This window comes from Acidovorax sp. JHL-9 (assembly GCF_000426205.1).
GTDB lineage: Bacteria > Pseudomonadota > Gammaproteobacteria > Burkholderiales > Burkholderiaceae_C > Acidovorax > Acidovorax soli.
Window position 1 is genome coordinate 96,622 of record NZ_AUEX01000014.1, and the last position, 20,053, is coordinate 116,674.

21 protein-coding genes and 1 tRNA gene are annotated in these 20,053 nt (G+C 60.8%); 21 read left to right on the forward strand and 1 reads right to left on the reverse strand.

Going from position 1 to position 20,053, the window contains the following annotated elements; genetic code table 11:
• Nucleotides 1–47 precede the first annotated feature (47 nt).
• The 20 genes from K225_RS0111095 (at nucleotide 48) to K225_RS0111190 (ending at nucleotide 17,760) form a co-directional block, all read left to right on the forward strand.
• Complete coding sequence (locus tag K225_RS0111095; protein ID WP_026436477.1) at nucleotides 48–1,040, forward strand: NAD(P)H-quinone oxidoreductase; 993 nt, start codon at nucleotides 48–50, stop codon at nucleotides 1,038–1,040.
• Nucleotides 1,037–1,780 carry a triose-phosphate isomerase gene (tpiA, locus tag K225_RS0111100; RefSeq protein WP_034712458.1) on the forward strand — a complete coding sequence of 248 codons (744 nt, stop codon included), beginning with the start codon at nucleotides 1,037–1,039 and terminating at the stop codon, nucleotides 1,778–1,780. The genes K225_RS0111095 and tpiA overlap by 4 nt, the downstream gene beginning before the upstream one ends.
• Before the next feature lie 41 nt (nucleotides 1,781–1,821).
• Nucleotides 1,822–2,208, forward strand: coding sequence for a preprotein translocase subunit SecG (secG, locus tag K225_RS0111105; RefSeq protein WP_026436479.1), 387 nt, complete (start codon nucleotides 1,822–1,824; stop codon nucleotides 2,206–2,208).
• A 113-nt stretch (nucleotides 2,209–2,321) separates the two neighbouring features.
• Nucleotides 2,322–2,406 (forward strand) — tRNA-Leu (locus tag K225_RS0111110).
• A 73-nt stretch (nucleotides 2,407–2,479) separates the two neighbouring features.
• Nucleotides 2,480–2,839: an NADH-quinone oxidoreductase subunit A gene (locus K225_RS0111115; protein WP_026436480.1), complete on the forward strand. Its 360-nt coding sequence runs from the start codon at nucleotides 2,480–2,482 to the stop codon at nucleotides 2,837–2,839.
• A 25-nt stretch (nucleotides 2,840–2,864) separates the two neighbouring features.
• A complete protein-coding gene (locus tag K225_RS0111120; protein WP_007849129.1) occupies nucleotides 2,865–3,344 on the forward strand; it encodes an NADH-quinone oxidoreductase subunit B family protein in 480 nt (159 codons plus the stop codon).
• A gap of 10 nt (nucleotides 3,345–3,354) precedes the next feature.
• The gene (locus K225_RS0111125; RefSeq protein WP_026436481.1) at nucleotides 3,355–3,963 is read left to right on the forward strand and encodes an NADH-quinone oxidoreductase subunit C; all 609 of its coding nucleotides are present in this window, start codon (nucleotides 3,355–3,357) and stop codon (nucleotides 3,961–3,963) included.
• Nucleotides 3,964–3,990: 27 nt separating this feature from the next.
• Complete coding sequence (locus tag K225_RS0111130) at nucleotides 3,991–5,244, forward strand: NADH-quinone oxidoreductase subunit D (protein ID WP_026436482.1); 1,254 nt, start codon at nucleotides 3,991–3,993, stop codon at nucleotides 5,242–5,244.
• Nucleotides 5,241–5,732, forward strand: a complete 492-nt coding sequence (gene nuoE, locus K225_RS0111135) for an NAD(P)H-dependent oxidoreductase subunit E (protein ID WP_026436483.1) — start codon at nucleotides 5,241–5,243, stop codon at nucleotides 5,730–5,732. Before K225_RS0111130 ends, nuoE begins: the two co-directional genes overlap by 4 nt.
• Nucleotides 5,729–7,084 (forward strand): NADH-quinone oxidoreductase subunit NuoF, encoded by a 1,356-nt coding sequence (gene nuoF / locus K225_RS0111140; protein WP_026436484.1) that lies wholly within the window; start codon nucleotides 5,729–5,731, stop codon nucleotides 7,082–7,084. Before nuoE ends, nuoF begins: the two co-directional genes overlap by 4 nt.
• Before the next feature lie 15 nt (nucleotides 7,085–7,099).
• Complete coding sequence (nuoG, locus tag K225_RS0111145) at nucleotides 7,100–9,235, forward strand: NADH-quinone oxidoreductase subunit NuoG (protein WP_026436485.1); 2,136 nt, start codon at nucleotides 7,100–7,102, stop codon at nucleotides 9,233–9,235.
• Nucleotides 9,232–10,314, forward strand: a complete 1,083-nt coding sequence (gene nuoH, locus K225_RS0111150; protein ID WP_026436486.1) for an NADH-quinone oxidoreductase subunit NuoH — start codon at nucleotides 9,232–9,234, stop codon at nucleotides 10,312–10,314. Before nuoG ends, nuoH begins: the two co-directional genes overlap by 4 nt.
• 12 nt (nucleotides 10,315–10,326) lie before the next feature.
• Entirely contained in the window at nucleotides 10,327–10,839 is a 513-nt protein-coding gene (gene nuoI / locus K225_RS0111155; protein ID WP_026436487.1) for an NADH-quinone oxidoreductase subunit NuoI, read from the forward strand.
• Between the two features lie 52 nt (nucleotides 10,840–10,891).
• A complete protein-coding gene (locus K225_RS0111160; protein ID WP_026436488.1) occupies nucleotides 10,892–11,560 on the forward strand; it encodes an NADH-quinone oxidoreductase subunit J in 669 nt (222 codons plus the stop codon).
• Nucleotides 11,557–11,865, forward strand: a complete 309-nt coding sequence (gene nuoK, locus K225_RS0111165) for an NADH-quinone oxidoreductase subunit NuoK (RefSeq protein WP_026436489.1) — start codon at nucleotides 11,557–11,559, stop codon at nucleotides 11,863–11,865. The genes K225_RS0111160 and nuoK overlap by 4 nt, the downstream gene beginning before the upstream one ends.
• A gap of 28 nt (nucleotides 11,866–11,893) precedes the next feature.
• Entirely contained in the window at nucleotides 11,894–13,933 is a 2,040-nt protein-coding gene (gene nuoL, locus K225_RS0111170) for an NADH-quinone oxidoreductase subunit L (protein ID WP_026436490.1), read from the forward strand.
• Nucleotides 13,934–13,946: 13 nt separating this feature from the next.
• Nucleotides 13,947–15,422, forward strand: coding sequence for an NADH-quinone oxidoreductase subunit M (locus K225_RS0111175; protein ID WP_026436491.1), 1,476 nt, complete (start codon nucleotides 13,947–13,949; stop codon nucleotides 15,420–15,422).
• Between the two features lie 24 nt (nucleotides 15,423–15,446).
• Entirely contained in the window at nucleotides 15,447–16,940 is a 1,494-nt protein-coding gene (gene nuoN, locus K225_RS0111180; RefSeq protein ID WP_026436492.1) for an NADH-quinone oxidoreductase subunit NuoN, read from the forward strand.
• A gap of 19 nt (nucleotides 16,941–16,959) precedes the next feature.
• Nucleotides 16,960–17,265 carry a DUF2818 family protein gene (locus K225_RS0111185; protein ID WP_026436493.1) on the forward strand — a complete coding sequence of 102 codons (306 nt, stop codon included), beginning with the start codon at nucleotides 16,960–16,962 and terminating at the stop codon, nucleotides 17,263–17,265.
• A 24-nt stretch (nucleotides 17,266–17,289) separates the two neighbouring features.
• Nucleotides 17,290–17,760 carry a DUF1178 family protein gene (locus tag K225_RS0111190; RefSeq protein ID WP_026436494.1) on the forward strand — a complete coding sequence of 157 codons (471 nt, stop codon included), beginning with the start codon at nucleotides 17,290–17,292 and terminating at the stop codon, nucleotides 17,758–17,760.
• A gap of 37 nt (nucleotides 17,761–17,797) precedes the next feature.
• On the opposite strand, the gene K225_RS0111195 is transcribed toward K225_RS0111190, so the two are convergent.
• A complete protein-coding gene (locus tag K225_RS0111195; RefSeq protein ID WP_026436495.1) occupies nucleotides 17,798–19,612 on the reverse strand; it encodes an ABC transporter transmembrane domain-containing protein in 1,815 nt (604 codons plus the stop codon).
• Between the two features lie 155 nt (nucleotides 19,613–19,767).
• On the opposite strand from K225_RS0111195, the gene K225_RS0111200 reads away from it, so the two are divergent.
• On the forward strand, nucleotides 19,768–20,053 hold a 286-nt coding region (locus tag K225_RS0111200), incomplete at its 3' end, for a transposase (RefSeq protein ID WP_026436496.1).

Consider the following 20,053-nt stretch of genomic DNA (forward strand, 5'->3'; position numbering starts at 1 on the left):
GTGCTGGAGGTCAGAATCATTCAGATGGACGTGCGAAGGGTTTCGGTATGCGCGCTGTAGAAATCACGGCCTTTGGTGCTCCGGAGGTGTTGCGCCTGGGCGAGCGCCCCATGCCCCAGGCGGGGGTGGGCGAATTGCTGATCCGCGTCAGTGCGAGTGGCATCAATCGGCCCGACGTGTTGCAGCGTCTGGGCCATTACGCGCCGCCACCGGGTACTTCCGACCTGCCGGGGCTGGAAGTGGCGGGTGTCGTGGAAAGCGGTGATGCTGTCGCTCTGTCCAAGGCCGGTTTGAAGGTGGGCGACCGCGTTTGCGCGCTGGTGGCCGGTGGTGGTTATGCCGAGTGGTGCGTGGCGCCGGTCGAGCAGTGCCTGCCGGTGCCCGCCGGGCTCAGCGACATCGAGGCGGCCTCTTTGCCCGAAACCTTCTTCACGGTGTGGAGCAACGTGTTCGACCGCGGACGCCTGCACCCGGGCGAAACCCTGCTGGTGCAGGGCGGCACCAGCGGCATTGGCGTCACGGCCATCCAGCTGGCGCGCGCCATGGGTGCCACGGTGATCGTGACGGCGGGCAGCGATGAAAAATGTGCGGCCTGCCTGGCGCTGGGCGCGCACCATGCCATCAACTACAGGACGCAGGACTTTGTCGAGGAAGCCAAGCGCATCACCGCCGGCAAGGGCGTGGATGTGGTGCTGGACATGGTCGCCGGCGACTATGTGGCGCGCGAGGTGGAGTGCTTGGCCGAAGACGGTCGCCTGGTCATCATCGCCGTGCAGGGCGGGGTCAAGAGTGCGTTCAACGCGGGGCTGGTGCTGCGGCGCCGGCTGACCATCACGGGTTCGACCTTGCGGCCGCGCCCGGTGGCGTTCAAGGGCGCCATTGCGCGCGCGCTGCGTGAGCATGTCTGGCCCCTGATCGCGGCGGGCAAGGTCCGCCCGGTCATTCACAGCACTTTTGCTGCGGCGGATGCCGCGCAGGCCCATGCGCTGATGGAGTCCAACCAGCACATCGGCAAGATTGTTTTGACGTGGTCATCATGAAAAAGAAACTCATTGCGGGCAACTGGAAGATGAATGGCAGCCTGGCTGCCAACGACGCGCTGGTGCGCACCCTGATCGCTGGCATGGGGCAGCCCGCCTGTGATGTGGCGGTGGCGGTGCCGGCGCCCTATCTGGCGCAGGTGGCGGGCATTGCGGCGGGGTCGGCGCTGGCGCTGGCTGCGCAGGATGTCTCGGTGCATGAGGCGGGCGCCTACACGGGTGAAATCTCGGCAGCCATGCTCAAGGAGTTCGGTGTGCGCTATGCGCTGGTGGGGCACTCCGAGCGCCGCCAGTACCACGGCGAGAGCGATACCGTGGTGGCTGTCAAGGCGCAGCGGGCGTTGGCGCTGGGCATCACGCCCATCGTGTGCGTGGGGGAAACCCTGGCCGAGCGGGAGGCTGGCCAGACCGAGGTGGTCGTGAAGCGCCAGCTGGCGGCAGTGATCCATCTCAACGGCCATTGCATCAGCGAAATCGTGGTGGCCTATGAGCCCGTCTGGGCCATTGGAACCGGGCGCACGGCCTCGCCAGAGCAGGCCCAGCAGGTGCACGCCGTGCTGCGGGCCCAGTTGGCCGCCGCCAGTGAACATGCGGACCGCATTCGCCTGCTGTACGGCGGCAGCATGAACGCCGCCAATGCAGCACAGTTGCTGGCGCAGCCAGACATCGACGGCGGCCTGGTGGGCGGTGCGGCGCTCAAGGCGCAAGACTTTTTGCAAATTATTGCTGCCGCCCAATAAGGGATTGGGCTTGCAGCGATTAAATCAGGAGTGAACAGAGAATGAATGTGCTTGTGAATGTGATTTTGGGTGTGCAGATGCTGACGGCGCTGGGCATGATTGGCCTGATCCTGGTCCAGCATGGCAAGGGTGCCGACATGGGGGCGGCTTTTGGCAGTGGCAGTTCGGGTAGCCTGTTTGGTGCCAGCGGCAGCGCCAACTTCCTTTCGCGCACCACGGGCGTGCTGGCCACGGTGTTCTTTGTGGCGACGCTGGCGCTGGCTTATTTTGGCAATGTGCGTCCCGCCAGTTCGGGCAGCGTGCTGGAAACGCCGGCTGCAGTCGCTCCTGCGGCTTCGGGTGAAGCGCCTGTGACGGCAGGATCGAATGCGGTGGTTCCTGCGCCGGCAGCGGCCGCCTCGGGTGCAGCGCAGATCCCGACGAAATAAACTGCACTAAATTGGTTTTCTGGCTCCGGAGCAGGGTTTTTCCGGAGTAGAATTCCGGATTGTCTGGAAAGCCAAAACCGCAAGGTTCCTCATGCCATCCAGATGAAAAATCAGCCGTCGTGGTGAAATTGGTAGACACGCTATCTTGAGGGGGTAGTGGCGAAAGCTGTGCGAGTTCGAGTCTCGCCGACGGCACCAAAACAAAGGCCTGCCTGCATGACCCGGCCAGGGTTCTGACGGGCAAGGCCACAGCGGTGAGCACATCCTCCAGATGAACCTCGAACAGTACCTCCCCGTCCTTTTGTTTATCCTGGTCGGTATCGCCGTAGGTGTCGTTCCCCTGGCCCTGGGGTATGTGCTGGGCCCCAATCGCCCGGATGCGGCGAAAAACTCCCCTTACGAATGTGGCTTCGAAGCCTTCGAGGATGCGCGCATGAAATTCGATGTGCGCTACTACCTCGTGGCCATTCTTTTCATCCTGTTCGATCTGGAAATCGCCTTCCTGTTTCCCTGGGCCGTGTCGCTGCAGGAGGTGGGGATTACCGGCTTTGTCGCCGTGGTGATCTTCCTGGCCATCCTGGTCGTGGGTTTTGCCTACGAGTGGAAAAAAGGCGCCCTGAACTGGGAATGAGCGGGCTTCAACAAGGACTGATGCAATGATTGAAGGCGTGATGAAGGAAGGCTTCATCACCACGAGCTACGACTCCGTGGTGAACTGGGCCAAGACCGGATCCCTGTGGCCCATGACCTTTGGTCTGGCATGCTGTGCGGTCGAGATGATGCATGCCGCCGCTGCACGCTACGACATCGGGCGCTTTGGCGCCGAGGTGTTCCGCGCCAGCCCGCGACAGTCCGATCTGATGATCGTTGCCGGCACGCTGTGCAACAAGATGGCACCGGCTTTGCGCAAGGTGTATGACCAGATGTCGGAGCCGCGCTGGGTTCTGTCGATGGGGTCGTGCGCCAATGGCGGTGGCTACTACCACTACAGCTATTCTGTGGTGCGTGGCTGTGACCGCATCGTGCCGGTGGATGTTTATGTGCCTGGCTGCCCGCCCACGGCCGAAGCGTTGATCTACGGCATCATCCAGTTGCAGCAGAAAATCCGCCGCACCAACACCATTGCTCGTGTCTGAAGGGTTGATGATGACTGCTGTTGCCATTCGGCCGGAAAAACTCCAAGACAACATTGCTGCGGCCCTGGGCGCCCGGGCGCTCCAAATCACGGTGGCCCTGGGTGAAGTCACGGTGGTGGTGGCGGCTGCCGACTACCTGGATGCCATGCGCGTGTTGCGCGATGCCGAGGGTTGCCGCTTCGAGCAACTCATCGACCTGTGTGGTGTGGACTATTCTGCCTATGCCGACGCCGTGAACGAGGGCGCCCGCTACGGCGTGGTGTCGCACCTGCTGTCCGTCAGCCTGAACCAGCGCGTGCGCGTGAAAGTGTTTTGTCCGGATGATGATTTTCCGGTGGTGGCTTCGGTGTCCGATCTGTGGAACTCGGCCAACTGGTATGAGCGCGAGGCCTTCGATCTGTTCGGCATCGTGTTCGATGGCCACAACGATCTGCGCCGCATCCTGACCGACTATGGCTTCATCGGTCATCCCTTCCGCAAGGATTTTCCGCTGTCCGGGCATGTGGAGATGCGCTACGACACCGAGCAGCGGCGCGTGGTCTATGAGCCCGTGTCCATCGAGCCTCGGGAAATCACGCCCCGCATCATTCGCGAAGACAAGTACGGAGGCCTGCACTGAGCCGCTGGGCGTCTCACGTGATCCATCATGGCGGAAATCAAGAACTATTCCCTGAACTTTGGTCCGCAGCACCCGGCTGCGCACGGTGTGCTGCGTCTGGTGCTGGAGCTCGATGGCGAAGTGGTGCAGCGCGCCGACCCGCATATTGGTCTGCTGCACCGCGCTACCGAAAAGCTGGCCGAGCACAAGACCTATATCCAGTCGCTGCCTTACATGGACCGGCTCGATTACGTCTCGATGATGTGCAACGAGCACGCCTACTGCCTGGCGATTGAAAAACTGCTGGGCATCGAAGTGCCGCTGCGCGCGCAGTACATCCGTGTGATGTTTGCTGAAATCACGCGCCTGCTGAACCACCTGATGTGGCTGGGCTCGCATGGCAACGATTGCGGCAGCTCCACCATCCTGATCTACACCTTCCGCGAGCGCGAAGACCTGTTTGACATGTACGAAGCCGTGTCCGGTGCACGCATGCACGCGGCGTACTTCCGTCCGGGCGGTGTGTACCGTGATCTGCCGGACAGCATGCCGCAGTACAAGGTCAGCAAGATCAAGAATGCCAAGGCCCTGGAGGCCATGAACAAGAACCGCCAGGGTTCGATGCTTGATTTCATCGACGACTTCACGCGGCGCTTTCCGGGCTGCGTGGACGAGTACGAAACCCTGCTCACCGACAACCGCATCTGGAAGCAGCGTACCGTGGGCATCGGCGTGGTTTCGCCCGAGCGGGCGCTGAATCTGGGGATGACCGGCCCCATGCTGCGCGGTTCCGGCATTGCGTGGGATTTGCGCAAGACGCAGCCCTACGACGTTTACGACCGCATGGACTTCGACGTGCCTGTGGGCAAGACGGGCGACTGCTATGACCGCTATCTGGTCCGCATGCAGGAAATGCGCGAGTCCAACCGCATCATCAAGCAATGTGTGGACTGGCTGCGTGCCAACCCGGGGCCGGTGATCACCGACAACCACAAGATTGCACCGCCTGATCGCGAATCCATGAAATCCAACATGGAAGAGCTGATCCACCATTTCAAGCTGTTCACTGAAGGGTTCCATGTTCCCGAGGGCGAAGCCTATGCGGCGGTGGAGCATCCCAAGGGAGAGTTCGGCATCTACCTGGTGAGCGATGGTGCGAACAAACCTTATCGCCTCAAGATCCGTGCCCCCGGTTTTGCGCATCTGGCCACGCTGGATGAAATGGCCCGGGGCCACATGATTGCGGACGCCGTGGCCATCATTGGGACCATGGATATCGTGTTCGGAGAGATTGATCGATGATTACCGAAGCGACCAAAGCGCGATTCGCGCGAGAAGTGGCCAAGTACCCGCCGGAGCAGAAGCAGTCGGCCGTGATGGCCTGCCTGTCCATCGTGCAGCAGGAGCAGGGCCATGTCAGCGAAGCCAGCGAAGCGGTTATTGCCGAGTACCTCGGCATGCCGCAGATCGCCGTGCACGAAGTCACCACCTTCTACAACATGTACAACCAGCAGGCGGTGGGCAAGTACAAGCTCAACGTCTGCACCAACCTGCCATGCCTGTTGCGTGACGGCGGCAAGGCGCTGGAGCACCTTGAGCACAAGCTGGGCATTTCCATGGGTGAAACCACCCCGGACGGCCTGTTCACCCTGCAGCAATGCGAGTGCCTCGGGGCCTGCGCCGATGCGCCCGTGATGCTGGTGAACGACCGCAACATGTGCAGCTTCATGGGCAATGACAAGCTCGACCAACTGGTTGACAGCCTGCGCGCAGTGGAGGCGAAGCAATGACCACGGCTGCCCAGGTGCTTGCACAATTCCAGGCGGCAGGTGTCGAAACCTGCTTCCATGACCGCCACATTGCGCCCCAGATCTACGCCGACCTGAATGGCTCCAACTGGAGTATCAAGGACTATGAAGCGCGTGGTGGCTACCAGGCGTTGCGCGCCATCCTGGGCAAGGATGGTGGTGAGGGGCTCACGCAGGACCAGGTGATTGCGACCGTGAAGGAGTCCGGTCTGCGGGGTCGTGGCGGTGCGGGCTTTCCCACCGGCCTGAAGTGGAGCTTCATGCCCCGGCAGTTCCCCGGTCAGAAGTACCTGGTGTGCAACTCGGACGAGGGCGAACCAGGCACCTGCAAGGACCGCGACATCCTGATGTACAACCCGCACATCGTGATCGAGGGCATGATCATTGCGGCCTACGCGATGGGTATCAGCGTGGGCTACAACTACATCCACGGTGAAATCTTCCAGGTTTATGAGCGCTTCGAGGCCGCGCTGGAAGAGGCGCGCGCTGCGGGTTATCTGGGTGACGGCATCCTGGGCAGCGGTTTCAGTTTTCAGCTGCATGCGCACCACGGGTTTGGCGCGTACATCTGCGGCGAAGAAACGGCCTTGCTCGAATCGCTGGAAGGCAAGAAGGGGCAGCCCCGCTTCAAGCCGCCATTCCCGGCCAGCTTCGGCCTCTATGGCAAGCCCACGACCATCAACAACACCGAAACCTTTGCGGCGGTGCCCTGGATCATCCGCAACGGTGGCGCGGCCTACCTGGCCTGTGGCAAGCCCAACAATGGTGGTACCAAGATCTTCTCGGTCAGTGGCGATGTGGAGCGTCCCGGCAATTACGAGGTGCCCATGGGCACGCCGTTTGCCAAGCTCCTCGAATTGGCGGGTGGTGTACGGACGGGGCGCCAGCTCAAGGCCGTGATTCCTGGCGGCTCGTCGTCACCCGTGTTGCCGGCATCCATCATCATGGAATGCACCATGGACTATGACTCCATTGCCAAGGCCGGCTCCATGCTGGGTTCGGGTGCCGTCATCGTCATGGACGATTCGCGCTGCATGGTGGAGTCCCTCAAGCGCCTGTCCTATTTCTACATGCATGAGTCGTGCGGACAGTGCACGCCATGCCGCGAAGGCACGGGCTGGCTCTGGCGTCTGGTGGACCGTATCCATCGTGGTGAGGGGCGTCCTGCCGACATGGAGGTGCTCGATTCCGTGGCCAGCAACATCATGGGACGCACCATCTGCGCCCTGGGCGATGCGGCGGCAATGCCCGTGCGCGCCATGATCAAGCACTTCCGCCCCGAGTTCGAAGCGTTGATCCGGAACAAGACCCCTCAGGCTGCGCCCTCTGCCTGATCGCGAGAAAAGCATATGGTTGAAATTGAACTGGACGGTCAGAAGGTAGAAGTCACCGAGGGCTCCATGGTGATGCATGCTGCCGAAAAGGCTGGCACCTACATTCCCCACTTCTGCTACCACAAGAAATTGTCGATTGCGGCCAATTGCCGCATGTGCCTCGTGGACGTCGAAAAAGCGCCCAAGCCCATGCCTGCATGCGCCACTCCGGTGACGCAAGGCATGATTGTGCGCACCAAGACCGACAAAGCCATTCAGGCGCAGAAGTCGGTGATGGAGTTTTTGCTCATCAATCACCCGCTCGATTGCCCCATCTGCGACCAGGGCGGGGAATGCCAGCTGCAGGATCTGGCCGTGGGCTATGGTGCTTCCTCGTCGCGTTACGAAGAGGAAAAACGCGTGGTGCTCCACAAGGATGTGGGCCCGCTGATCTCCATGGAGGAGATGAGCCGTTGCATCCACTGCACCCGCTGTGTGCGCTTCGGCCAGGAAGTGGCTGGCGTCATGGAACTGGGCATGATCCATCGGGGTGAACACTCCGAGATCACCACCGTGACGGGTGAAACGATCGATTCCGAGCTCTCGGGCAACATGATCGACATCTGCCCGGTGGGCGCGTTGACCAGCAAGCCTTTCCGCTACAGCGCCCGCACCTGGGAGCTTTCGCGCCGCAAGTCGGTCAGTCCCCATGACTCCACCGGCGCCAACCTCATTGTCCAGGTGAAGAACCACAAGGTCATGCGCGTCGTTCCCTTCGAGAACGAAGAGGTCAACGAATGCTGGATTGCGGACCGCGACCGCTTTTCGTATGAAGCGCTCAACAGCGACGAACGCCTGACCCGGCCCATGCTCAAGCAGGGTGGCACCTGGCAGGAGGTGGACTGGCAGACGGCACTTGAATATGTCGCCAATGGTTTGCGCTGCGTTCGCAACGACCATGGCGCCGGCGCCATTGGCGCCCTGGTGAGCCCGCACAGTACGCTGGAAGAGCTGTATCTGGCAGGCTCCCTGGTGCGTGGACTGGGCAGCGAGAACATCGACTACCGGCTGCGCAATGCCGAATTCCCGGCGCCAGCCGGAATTCGCTGGCTGGGCACTTCCATTGCATCGCTTTCCACTTTGCAGCGTGTGCTGGTGGTGGGTTCTAATCTGCGCAAGGACCATCCGCTGTTTGCACAGCGTATCCGCCAGGCAGCGCGCCATGGTTGTGCGGTCAGTGCCATCAATTCTGAAGCCTACGACTGGGCCATGCCCGTGGCGTACACGCTGGTGCAGCAGTCCGGCGCATGGGAGCAGGCGCTCGCCAGCGTCGCTGCCGCCATTGCCCAGGAAAAAGGCATACCGGCTCCCGATGGGACCGTTCCGGTGAACGACTCGGCTTTGGCCATCGCCCGCTCCCTGCTGGGCGGCGAGCGCAAGGCCATCTTGCTCGGGAATGCAGCGGCGCACCATGCACATGCCAGCCGCTTGCTGGCGCTGGCGCAGTGGATCGGTGAGCAGGCAGGTGCCACGGTGGGTTACCTCACGGAGGCTACCAACACGGTGGGGGCACAGTTTGCCGGTGCCATGCCTGTCAACGGTGGCCAGAATGCCGGCCAGATGCTGGGCGGAAGCCTGAAAGCTGCCATCCTGCTGAATACCGAGCCCGCCTTTGATGCGGCCGGCGGTGACGCGGCCTGCCAGGCGCTTGCCAATACCGATATGGTGGTCACCCTGAGCCCGTTCAAGGCCAACATGGCTTTCAGCGATGTCTTGCTGCCGATCGCGCCATTTACCGAGACATCGGGCAGCTTTGTGAACGCCGAAGGCCGTTTGCAGAGTTTCCATGCGGTCGTCCGGCCGTTGGGTGAAACCCGGCCTGCCTGGAAAGTGCTGCGGGTGCTGGCCAATCTGCTGAACGTTCCGGGTTTTGATTTCGAAACGTCCCAGGACGTGCTTGCCAAGGCGACCGGCACTCCGGCAGGCGGCACGGCAACCGTGCCCTCTGCGCTGCTGAATAACGCCCAGGCCATGCTGCCACAGGCTGCCAGCTCTGCAGTGGGTGAGCCGGTCGTGGCCTCCATCTACCAGCTCGACGGACTGGTGCGACGGGCCACCTCGTTGCAACTGACGGCGGATGCACGTCGTGCGCAGGAAGGAGTTGCGGCATGATTGATGCAATCCACAACGCAGGTTTGAACCTGTTGGGCTATGGCTGGTGGACTGCCATCGTCTGGCCCGTACTCTGGATCCTGTTGAAAATTGTGGTGATCCTGGCGCCGCTGATGGGTGCGGTGGCCTACCTGACGCTGTGGGAGCGCAAGCTGCTGGGCTTCATGCAGGTTCGCCATGGTCCCAACCGGGTGGGCCCGTTCGGACTGCTGCAGCCGATTGCGGACGCCTTGAAGCTGCTGACCAAGGAAATCATCCAGCCTACCGCGGCGAGCAAAGGTCTCTTTGTGCTGGGGCCGGTCATGGCGATCATGCCCGCACTGGCGGCCTGGGTGGCGATTCCCTTTGGCCCGGACGTCGCGCTGGCCAATGTGAATGCGGGCCTGCTGCTGGTGATGGCCATTACTTCCATCGAAGTCTATGGCGTGATCATTGCCGGGTGGGCCTCCAATTCGAAGTACGCCTTCCTGGGGGCATTGCGGGCTTCGGCGCAGATGGTCAGCTATGAAATCGCCATGGGCTTTTGCTTCCTGGTGGTGATCATGGTGTCGGGCAGCATGAACCTGACCGAAATCGTGATGGGGCAGGGGCGTGGCATGGCAGCCGACAAGGGGCTGGGTTTCCTGTCGTGGAACTGGTTGCCCCTGCTGCCGATTTTCCTGGTGTACCTGATCTCCGGGGTGGCAGAAACCAACCGCCACCCGTTTGACGTGGTGGAGGGCGAGGCCGAGATTGTGGCGGGGCACATGGTTGAGTATTCGGGCATGGGCTTCGCCATCTTCTTCCTGGCCGAATACGCCAGCATGTGGCTGGTGTCCATTCTGGCTGCGCTGATGTTCCTCGGTGGCTGGTTGTCGCCCATTGACAGTGCACTGTTCAACTGGATTCCGGGCTGGATCTGGCTGGGTCTGAAGACCTTTGCCGTGGTGTCGATGTTTATCTGGATCCGGGCGACTTTCCCCCGTTTCCGGTACGACCAGATCATGCGTCTGGGCTGGAAGATCTTCATTCCGGTCACGCTGGTGTGGCTGCTCATTGTTGGCGGGTGGTTGCTCTCGCCGTGGAATATCTGGAAATAAGCGGGGACACAAATGACTGCTGTTGCTGCTGCTGCACCTTTTTCGTTCAAAGACTTTTTCAAGAGCTTCATGCTGGTGGAACTGGTCAAGGGCATGGCCCTGACTGGACGCTACGCCTTTCGCCGCAAGGTGACGGTGCAATTTCCCGAGGAAAAAACGCCTTTGTCGCCGCGCTTCCGGGGGCTGCATGCATTGCGCCGCTATGACAACGGTGAAGAGCGTTGCATTGCCTGCAAGCTGTGTGAAGCCGTCTGCCCTGCCATGGCCATCACCATCGAGTCGGATGTGCGTGAGGATGGATCGCGCCGCACGACGCGTTACGACATCGACCTGACCAAATGCATCTTCTGTGGCTTTTGCGAAGAGAGCTGCCCGGTGGACTCGATCGTTGAAACGCACATCCTCGAATACCACGGGGAGAAGCGGGGCGATCTGTATTTCACCAAAGACATGCTTTTGGCGGTGGGTGACCGCTACGAAGGTGAAATCGCTGCGGCCAAGGCCGCTGATGCCAAGTACCGCTAATGCGGTACTGATGCGAGTTCCTTAGGCCAGACTTTCTACAAAGAACCGATTCATGGACGCCAAGACAGGTTTTTTCTATCTCTTCTCGGTGGTGCTGCTGTTCGCAGCATTCCGGGTGATTACCGCGCGCAATCCGGTGCATGCGGTGCTGAACCTGATCCTGGCCTTCTCTCAGGCTGCCGCGATCTGGTTGCTGCTCAAGGCGGAGTTTCTCGCCATCGTGCTGGTCCTGGTGTATCTGGGGGCGGTCATGGTGCTGTTCCTGTTCGTGGTGATGATGCTGGATATCCACATCGATACGATACGCAAGGGGTTCTGGAAGCATTTCCCGCTGGCCGCCTTCGTGGGCGCCATGATCGCCCTGGAAATGGCGGCAGTTCTCATGGGCGGCTTTCGGGGCATGGATGAACCCAAGGCCGTCGCGGTGGTGCTGGATGCGGCGGGGCAGGTGGTTCCCTACTCCAACGCCAAGGCGCTGGGCAAATTGCTCTACACGGAATATCTGTATCCCGTGGAAATTGCCGCCGTCATTTTGCTGGTGGCCATGATTGCCGCCATTGCCTTGACGCTGCGCCAGCGCAAGGACACCAAGGCGATCGACCCCTCGACGCAGATCAGGGTGCGGGCGCGTGATCGTCTGCAGGTGGTGAAACTGGCAGCAACCCAGAAGCCTGCCCCCGAAGTCGCCAGTGCACCTGCGGGCGAGGAGAAAAAAGCATGACATTGACGCTGGGCCACTTTCTTTCACTGGGCGCCATGTTGTTCGCCCTTGCCGTGATCGGTATTTTCCTCAATCGCAAGAACCTGATCGTTTTGCTGATGGCGATCGAATTGATGCTGCTTGCGGTCAATATGAATTTCGTGGCGTTCTCGCACTATCTGGGCGACATGCACGGCCAGGTTTTCGTGTTTTTCATCCTGACGGTGGCTGCGGCCGAGTCGGCCATCGGTCTGGCCATCCTGGTGCTGCTGTTCCGCAACAAGACCAGCATCAACGCGGAAGACCTCAACACCCTCAAGGGTTGAGTCGCACGCATTCCCAAGGTTCTCAAGAATGAGTCAAACCCTTTCTGCTTCAACGCTTCTGGCGGTTCCGCTGGCGCCGCTGGCGGGCGCCTTGCTGGCCGGCATCCTTGGCACCACCTTTGGTGGCAACTGGATCGGTCGACGCCTCAGCCACACGCTGACCATCCTGGGTGTGCTGGTGGCATTCATCCTGTCGGCCATGACGCTCAAGAGCGTGGCGCTGGATGGCGCACGCTTCAATGAGACGCTCTACACCTGGATGGTCGTGGGCGGGCTCAAGATGGAAGTCGGCTTCCTCATCGACAGTCTTACCGCCATGATGATGGTGGTGGTGACTTTCGTGTCGCTCATGGTGCACATCTACACCATTGGCTACATGGAGGAGGACGACGGCTACAACCGTTTCTTTGCCTATATTTCGCTGTTCACGTTCTCCATGCTCATGCTGGTCATGAGCAACAACCTGCTGCAGCTTTTCTTTGGCTGGGAAGCGGTGGGCCTGGTCTCGTATCTCCTGATTGGTTTCTGGTTCAACAAGCCCTCTGCCATCTTCGCCAACATGAAGGCCTTCCTGGTCAATCGTGTGGGTGACTTCGGATTCATTCTGGGCATTGGATTGATAGCGGCATATGCCGGCACCCTCAATTACGGCGAGGTGTTTGGCAAAACGGCTGAACTGGGCGGTCTGTCCTTCCCGGGAACCGACTGGATGCTCATCACGGTCATCTGTATCTGCCTGTTCATTGGTGCCATGGGCAAAAGCGCCCAGTTTCCACTGCATGTGTGGTTGCCCGATTCGATGGAAGGCCCCACCCCCATTTCCGCTCTGATTCACGCGGCAACCATGGTGACGGCCGGCATTTTCATGGTGGCCCGCATGTCGCCGCTGTTTGAACTGTCGGATACGGCGCTCAATTTCATTCTGGTCATTGGCGCCATCACGGCCCTGTTCATGGGCTTTCTGGGCATCATCCAGAATGACATCAAGCGCGTGGTGGCTTATTCCACCTTGTCGCAACTCGGCTACATGACGGTGGCCCTGGGGGCCTCGGCCTACTCGGTGGCCGTGTTCCACCTGATGACCCACGCATTCTTCAAGGCGCTTTTGTTCCTGGGCGCCGGTTCGGTCATCATGGGCATGCACCACAACCAGGATATCCGCTGGATGGGTGGCGTGCGCAAGTACATGCCCATCACCTGGATTACTTCCCTGCTCGGTTCGCTGGCGCTGATTGGCACCCCCCTGTTCTCGGGTTTTTATTCCAAGGACAGCATCATCGAGGCCGTCCATTTCAGCCACTTGCCTGCCGCTGGGTTTGCCCACTTTGCCGTATTGGCCGGTGTTTTCATCACGGCGTTCTATTCGTTCCGCATGTATTTCCTGGTGTTCCATGGCAAGGAACGCTTTGACCAGAATCCAGATGCCCACCATGCGGACGATCATGGACATGGGCATGGCGAGCACCATGAGCCCCACGAATCGCCATGGGTCGTCACGGTGCCGCTGGTTCTCCTGGCTATCCCATCGGTCGTGGTGGGTTTCATGTTCATCCAGCCCATGCTGTTTGGCGACTTTTTCAAGAACGTGATTTTTGTGGATGCAGTCAAGCATCCCGCCATGGCCAAACTGGCCGAAATCTTCCACGGTCCCATGGCCATGGCCCTGCATGGACTGCAGACGGCTCCGTTCTGGCTGGCGCTGGCGGGGGTGGCGTTGTCCTACTACATGTACATGGTCAATCCCGCTTTGCCCACGGCCATCAAGGCACGGGTGCAACCGCTCTATGCGCTGCTGGAAAACAAGTACTACCTGGACTGGATCAACGAGAACATCCTGGCGCGTGGTGCACGCACCCTCGGTTCGGGTCTGTGGAAGGTGGGGGACCGCGCCATCATTGATGGTGCCCTGGTCAATGGATCGTGGAAGCTGGTGGGCTGGATTTCCGGCGTGGTGCGCTGGATGCAGACCGGGTTCATCTTCCACTATGCCCTGGTGATGATTCTGGGCGTGTTTGCGCTGATGACCTGGTTTGTCTGGCGCGACTATTTCCTGCAGCTCATCAAATAAGGAAAAGAACAAAATGGGTCTGTTGAGTCTTGCAATCTGGACACCAATCGTCTTTGGTGTTCTGCTGCTGGCGGTCGGGCGGGATGAGCACGCCCGTGCCGTCCGCTGGGTCGCGCTGATTGGCGCCATCATCGGCTTGTTGGTAACGCTGCCTCTGTACGATGGCTTCAAGCTGGGTACTGCGGCCATGCAGTTTGTCGAAAAGACCACCTGGATTGAGCGTTTCAATGTCCATTACCACCTGGGTGTGGATGGTATTTCCTTCTGGTTTGTGCCACTTACCGCGTTTATCACGGTCATTGTGGTGATCGCATCCTGGGAGTCGATCACCGAGCGCGTCAATCAGTACATGGGCGCCTTTCTGATCCTTTCGGGGTTGATGATCGGGGTGTTCTGCGCCCTGGACGGCCTGTTGTTCTACGTGTTCTTTGAGGCAACCCTGATTCCGATGTACCTGATCATCGGTATCTGGGGCGGGCCCAACAAGATCTACGCGGCGTTCAAGTTCTTCCTCTACACGCTGCTCGGCTCGCTGTTGATGTTGATTGCGCTCATCTTCCTGTACAACCAGTCGGGTGGCAGTTTCGACATCGCTGCATGGCACCAGTTGCCGCTCAGCGCCACCGCGCAGACGCTGCTTTTCTTTGCTTTCTTTGCCGCGTTTGCGGTCAAGGTACCCATGTGGCCTGTCCACACCTGGCTGCCCGACGTGCACGTGGAAGCCCCCACGGGTGGCTCCGCGGTCCTGGCGGCCATCATGTTGAAGCTGGGAGCCTACGGTTTCCTGCGTTTCTCCATGCCGATTGCGCCGGATGCGTCGCGGGAATGGGCTTGGCTCATGATTGCTTTGTCACTGGTGGCCGTGATTTATGTCGGCTTGGTGGCACTGGTCCAGAAGGACATGAAAAAGCTGGTGGCTTACTCCTCCGTGGCGCACATGGGTTTTGTCACGCTTGGTTTCTTCATCTTCAATGACCTGGGCGTTTCGGGCGGTCTGGTGCAAATGATTGCGCATGGCTTTGTCTCCGGTGCCATGTTCCTTTCGATTGGCGTGCTGTACGACCGGGTGCATTCCCGCGAAATTTCTGCTTATGGTGGCGTCGTCAATACCATGCCGAACTTCACGGCATTTGCCTTGCTGTTTGCCATGGCCAATTGCGGACTTCCGGGAACCGCCGGATTCGTGGGCGAGTGGATGGTGATCCTGGGAGCGGTGAGGGCCAATTTCTGGATCGGCGGCGCAGCCGCCACGGCGTTGATCTTTGGCGCCGCTTATACGCTCTGGATGTTCAAGCGGGTCTATCTGGGCCCTGTTGCCAACGATCACGTCAAGGAGCTCTCCGATATCAACAGCCGTGAATTCCTCGTGATGTCGCTGCTGGCGATTGCCGTGCTGGCGATGGGCCTTTATCCACGCCCCTTCACCGACGTGATGGACACCTCTGTGGCGGAGTTGCTCAAGCATGTGGCCCTGTCCAAGCTGAACTGACCAGACTGAACTGAGAGATTCGAGATGATTGACAACATCAGCTGGCTTGCCGTTTACCCCGAGATCGTGCTGCTGACCATGGCCTGCGTGATCATGCTGGTGGACCTGGGGGTTCGCAGCCCACGCCGTACCGCTACTTATGTCCTCACCATGCTCACGCTGGCCGTGGTTGCCGTCCTGCAGGGTTTGTATGCCAGCAGCGGAAACACGTTCTACGGTTTCGGCAACATGGTCGTCAGTGATGCCATGGGCAACTGGCTCAAATGTTTCGCCACCGTGGCTGTGATGGTGACGCTGGTCTACGGGCGCCCTTACGCTGCCGATCGTGGCATGTTGCGTGGTGGTGAATTGTTCACCCTGTCGATGCTGGCATTGCTGGGCATGTCCATCATGATCTCCGGCAACAACTTTCTGGTGATCTACCTCGGTCTGGAGCTGCTGACCCTGTCCAGTTACACCCTGGTGGCATTGCGCCGGGACAACGCGACGGCCACTGAGGCCGCCATGAAGTATTTCGTGCTCGGTGCCATGGCCAGCGGTTTCCTGCTTTATGGTCTGTCGATGCTGTATGGCGCCACGGGATCGCTCGATATCGGGCAAGTGTTCAAGGCCGTCAATTCCGGACAGATCCGGCACCAGGTACTGGTGTTCGGACTGGTCTTCGTGGTCGCAGGTCTGGCTTTCAAGCTGGGTGTGGTGCCTTTCCACATGTGGATTCCCGATGTTTACCAGGGTGCGCCCACGGCCGTGACACTGATGATCGGTGGCGCGCCCAAGCTTGCCGCATTTGCGATCGCGATCCGGCTGCTGGTGGATGGGTTGCTGCCTCTGGCGATCGATTGGCAGCAGATGCTTGCGGTGCTGGCCATTGGCTCGCTGCTGGTGGGTAACCTGGCCGCCATTGCGCAGACCAATCTGAAGCGCATGCTCGCTTACTCCACCATTTCACAGATGGGCTTTGTCTTGCTGGGCCTGTTGTCGGGTGTGATCAACGGCAATGTGGATGCCGCCGCTGTGGAGGGCGCCTACAGTTCCGCCATGTTTTACGTGGTGAGCTATGTCCTGACCACCCTGGCTGCGTTTGGCGTGATCCTGTTGCTGGCCCGCGAAGGTTTTGAAAGTGAAGAAATTGCAGATCTGGCGGGCCTGAACCAGCGCAGCCCGCTGTATGCCGGCGTGATGGCCGTCTGCCTGTTCTCCATGGCAGGCATTCCGCCACTGGTGGGTTTTTACGCCAAGTTGTCGGTATTGCAGGCATTGGTGGTATCGGGGCAAGGGCTCTATATTGCACTGGCCGTGTTTGCCGTCGTGATGTCCCTGATTGGTGCGTTCTACTATTTGCGCGTTGTCAAGGTGATGTATTTTGATGCGCCCCTGACGGCGACCAGCGTATCCGCGCCCCTCGATGTTCGGGTTGTCTTGACCGTCAATGGCGCGCTGGTGCTGGTGCTGGGTCTGCTGCCGGGCGGCTTGATGGCTTTGTGTGCCGATGCCATCGTGCGCGCCCTGGCGACCTGAGTTCGGGCAGGGTATTTCCGTGTCGCAAACTGGTGCTATCTGGCTCGTCATCGTTGCTGCATTCTGCGCGGCCAATCTTCCGTTTATCAACCACAGGCTGATGGCGATCGGTCCGTTGGCTCCGCCAAAGAAGTCTTTGCCGGTGCGGCTGGTGGAACTGGTGGTGCTGTATTTCCTGGTGGGCGGTATGGCCCTCTTGCTGGAGCGGCGCGCCGGACAGATTGCCCCTCAGGGGTGGGAGTTCTATGCCGTCACGGGCACTTTGTTTCTCACGCTGGCTTTCCCGGGTTTCGTCTACCGCTACCTGCTGCGCCGCCACGGGTGACGTGGCGACAAAAGGGCGGTTTCCGTGAAGGTACTTGACCTGCATTGTCGACAGGGCCATGTGTTTGAGGGATGGTTTGCCTCGGAAGAGGATTTCCAGCGGCAGTTGCGCGATGCACTCGTGCAATGCCCCCTGTGCGCGGATAGCCAAATTTCCAAGAGATTGAGCGCACCACGGCTGAACCTGGGCGCCCGGCAGACCACCGCAGAACCTGCTGCTCCGGTCACGGATGGGGCGGCGGCAAGCAGCCCTGCCGAGGTGTCAGGGGTGAATCTGCAGGCGGCTTGGCTGTCGCTGGCGCGCAAGGTCTTGGCCGCTACAGAAGACGTGGGTCCGCAGTTCGCCCAGGAAGCCAGGCGCATCCACCATGGCCAGGCCGAGGAACGGGCCATAAGAGGTCAGGCTTCGCCCGACGAAGCCATGCAGTTGCTCGATGAAGGCATCGCGGTGCTGCCGCTGCTGTTGCCACAAGCAGCCAAAGAAACCTTGCAGTAAAGCGCTGGCCTGGCGCTCCCCGGTCATACGGTGATGGTCATGCCGTGAATTGCAGGGCCGCCAAGCGGGCATAAACACCGCTTTGTGCGAGCAGGGCCACATGGGTTCCCTGCTCCACGATGCGTCCGTTCTCCAGCACCACAATCCGGTCCGCGTTTTGTACCGTCGCGAGGCGGTGCGCGATGACCAGGGTGGTCCGCTGGCCGGTGTGCCGCTGCATCGCGGATTCGAGGGCGGCCTGCACCATGCGCTCGCTTTGCGCGTCGAGGGCGCTGGTGGCTTCGTCCAGTAGCAGCAAGAGGGGATTCTTCAGCATCGCCCGGGCAATCGCGATGCGTTGGCGCTGCCCGCCGGAAAGGCGAACACCGCGCTCTCCGAGAAAGGTGGAATACCCCTCGGGCAGTGCTTCAATGAAGTCGTGGGCAAATGCCGCCCGTGCTGCGGCGATCACCTCATCCGCAGAAGCATCGGGGCGACCATAGCGGATATTGTCAAAGGCCGACGCCGAGAAGATCACCGCGTCCTGGGGCACGGTGCCAATGTGGGCGCGCAATTCGTTGAGCCCCAGTTGCCGGATGTCCACGCCATTGACCGCAATGCGCCCATGCGAGGCTTCGTCCGGATGCTGGTCTATGTCGTAGAAACGCTGGAGCAACTGAAATACCGTGGTTTTCCCGGCTCCGCTGGCGCCTACCAGGGCGACGGTCTCACCCGGTTCGAGGTGGAGTGTGAAGGCCTGCAGGGCCGGCTGATCCGGCCGGGAAGGGTAGTGGAAATTCACCGCTTCGAAATCCACGCTCAGTCCCCGGTCTCCGGTGGGCAGCGGCTGGGGCAGCAAGGGCTCCGTGACAGGGGATTGGCTGGCGATCAGCTCCATCAAGCGCTCCGTGGCGCCTGCGGCGCGCAGCAGGTCGCCGTAGACCTCTCCCAGTACCGCCACGGCACCCGCCAGCAAGATGACATACACCACCGTCTGTCCCAGGTGGCCCGCTGTCATGTGTCCCTCCAGCACCGCCTGCGTACCCTGGTAGAGACCCCATAGCAGCAGGCCTGCGTTGGCAATGATGATGAATGCCACGAGGAAAGCACGTGCACGCGTTCGGCGCACGGCAGCCTGAAAGGCGTTTTCGGTAGCCTCGGCGAAACGCAAGGACTCAAGCCCTTCGGCGGTGTAGCTTTGCACCACGGGCACGGCATTCAGCACCTCGGCCGCGATGGCGCTGGAGTCGGCCACGCGGTCCTGGCTGTCGCGCGAGAGGCGCCGCACACGCCGCCCTATCCACATGCTGGGCAAGACCACCAGCACCAAGAGCAGAAGCACCACGGACATCACGTAGGGATTGGTCCACACCAGCATCACCAGTGCGCCCGCGCCCATGACGGCATTGCGCAGCCCCATCGAAAGTGACGAACCCACCACGGTCTGGACCAGGGTGGTGTCGGTCGTCAGCCGCGACAGCACCTCGCCAGTCTGCGTGGTTTCAAAGAATTGCGGGCTTTGCCGAAGCACATGGCTGTACACGGCATTGCGCAGATCCGCGGTGACCCGTTCACCCAGCCAGCTCACCATGTAAAAGCGTGCGGCTGAAAAAATGCCCAGGGCAATGGCGACGGCAAACAGCGCCTGAAAATGCCCGCGCAGCGCCATCGTCTGGTTGCCGTGGTCCGACGCCAGCAGGCCGCCATCGATCAGGTTGCGCAATGCCAGGGGAAAAGCCAGCGTGGCAACGGCTGCCAGCACCAGAAAGACCAGCGAAAGGCCAATGCGGGCACGGTAGGGCCGTAGGAAAGGAAGCAGGCCCGACAGGGAGCGCGGAGTGCCCCGTGCATGCAGGGGGGAGGGTGTTGCCATCGGGCCAGTGTAGGCTGCGCCGGGGGGGGGTTGCGGCCGGGGTATGCATCCCCTTTTTCTGGAGTGGGGACCCGCCGTGCGCTGCGGGCCCCGCGAGGCGGGGAGCCTGTCAGAAAGTTTGTGTGTGAGGCATAGCATGTCAACAAGGAGCATGAATGCCACGCAAGACGAAGACCACCGCATCAGCGGACAAGGCGGCGCAGCCGCAATTCTCAGCCGAGCTGCTTGAGCAACTCATTCCCGGGCCAGTCACGCCAGCCGAGCTTGAGGGCATCTTCCAGCAGTTCAAGAAGTCGGTGCTTGAGCGCGCGCTGGGCGCGGAGATGAGTCACCACCTGGGCTACGCCCCCGGCCAGGCCAAGCCCGAAGGGGCTGCGGCCAATCACCGCAACGGCAAGAGCGCCAAGACCGTGCTGACCGACGCCGGCGCTCTGCGCATCG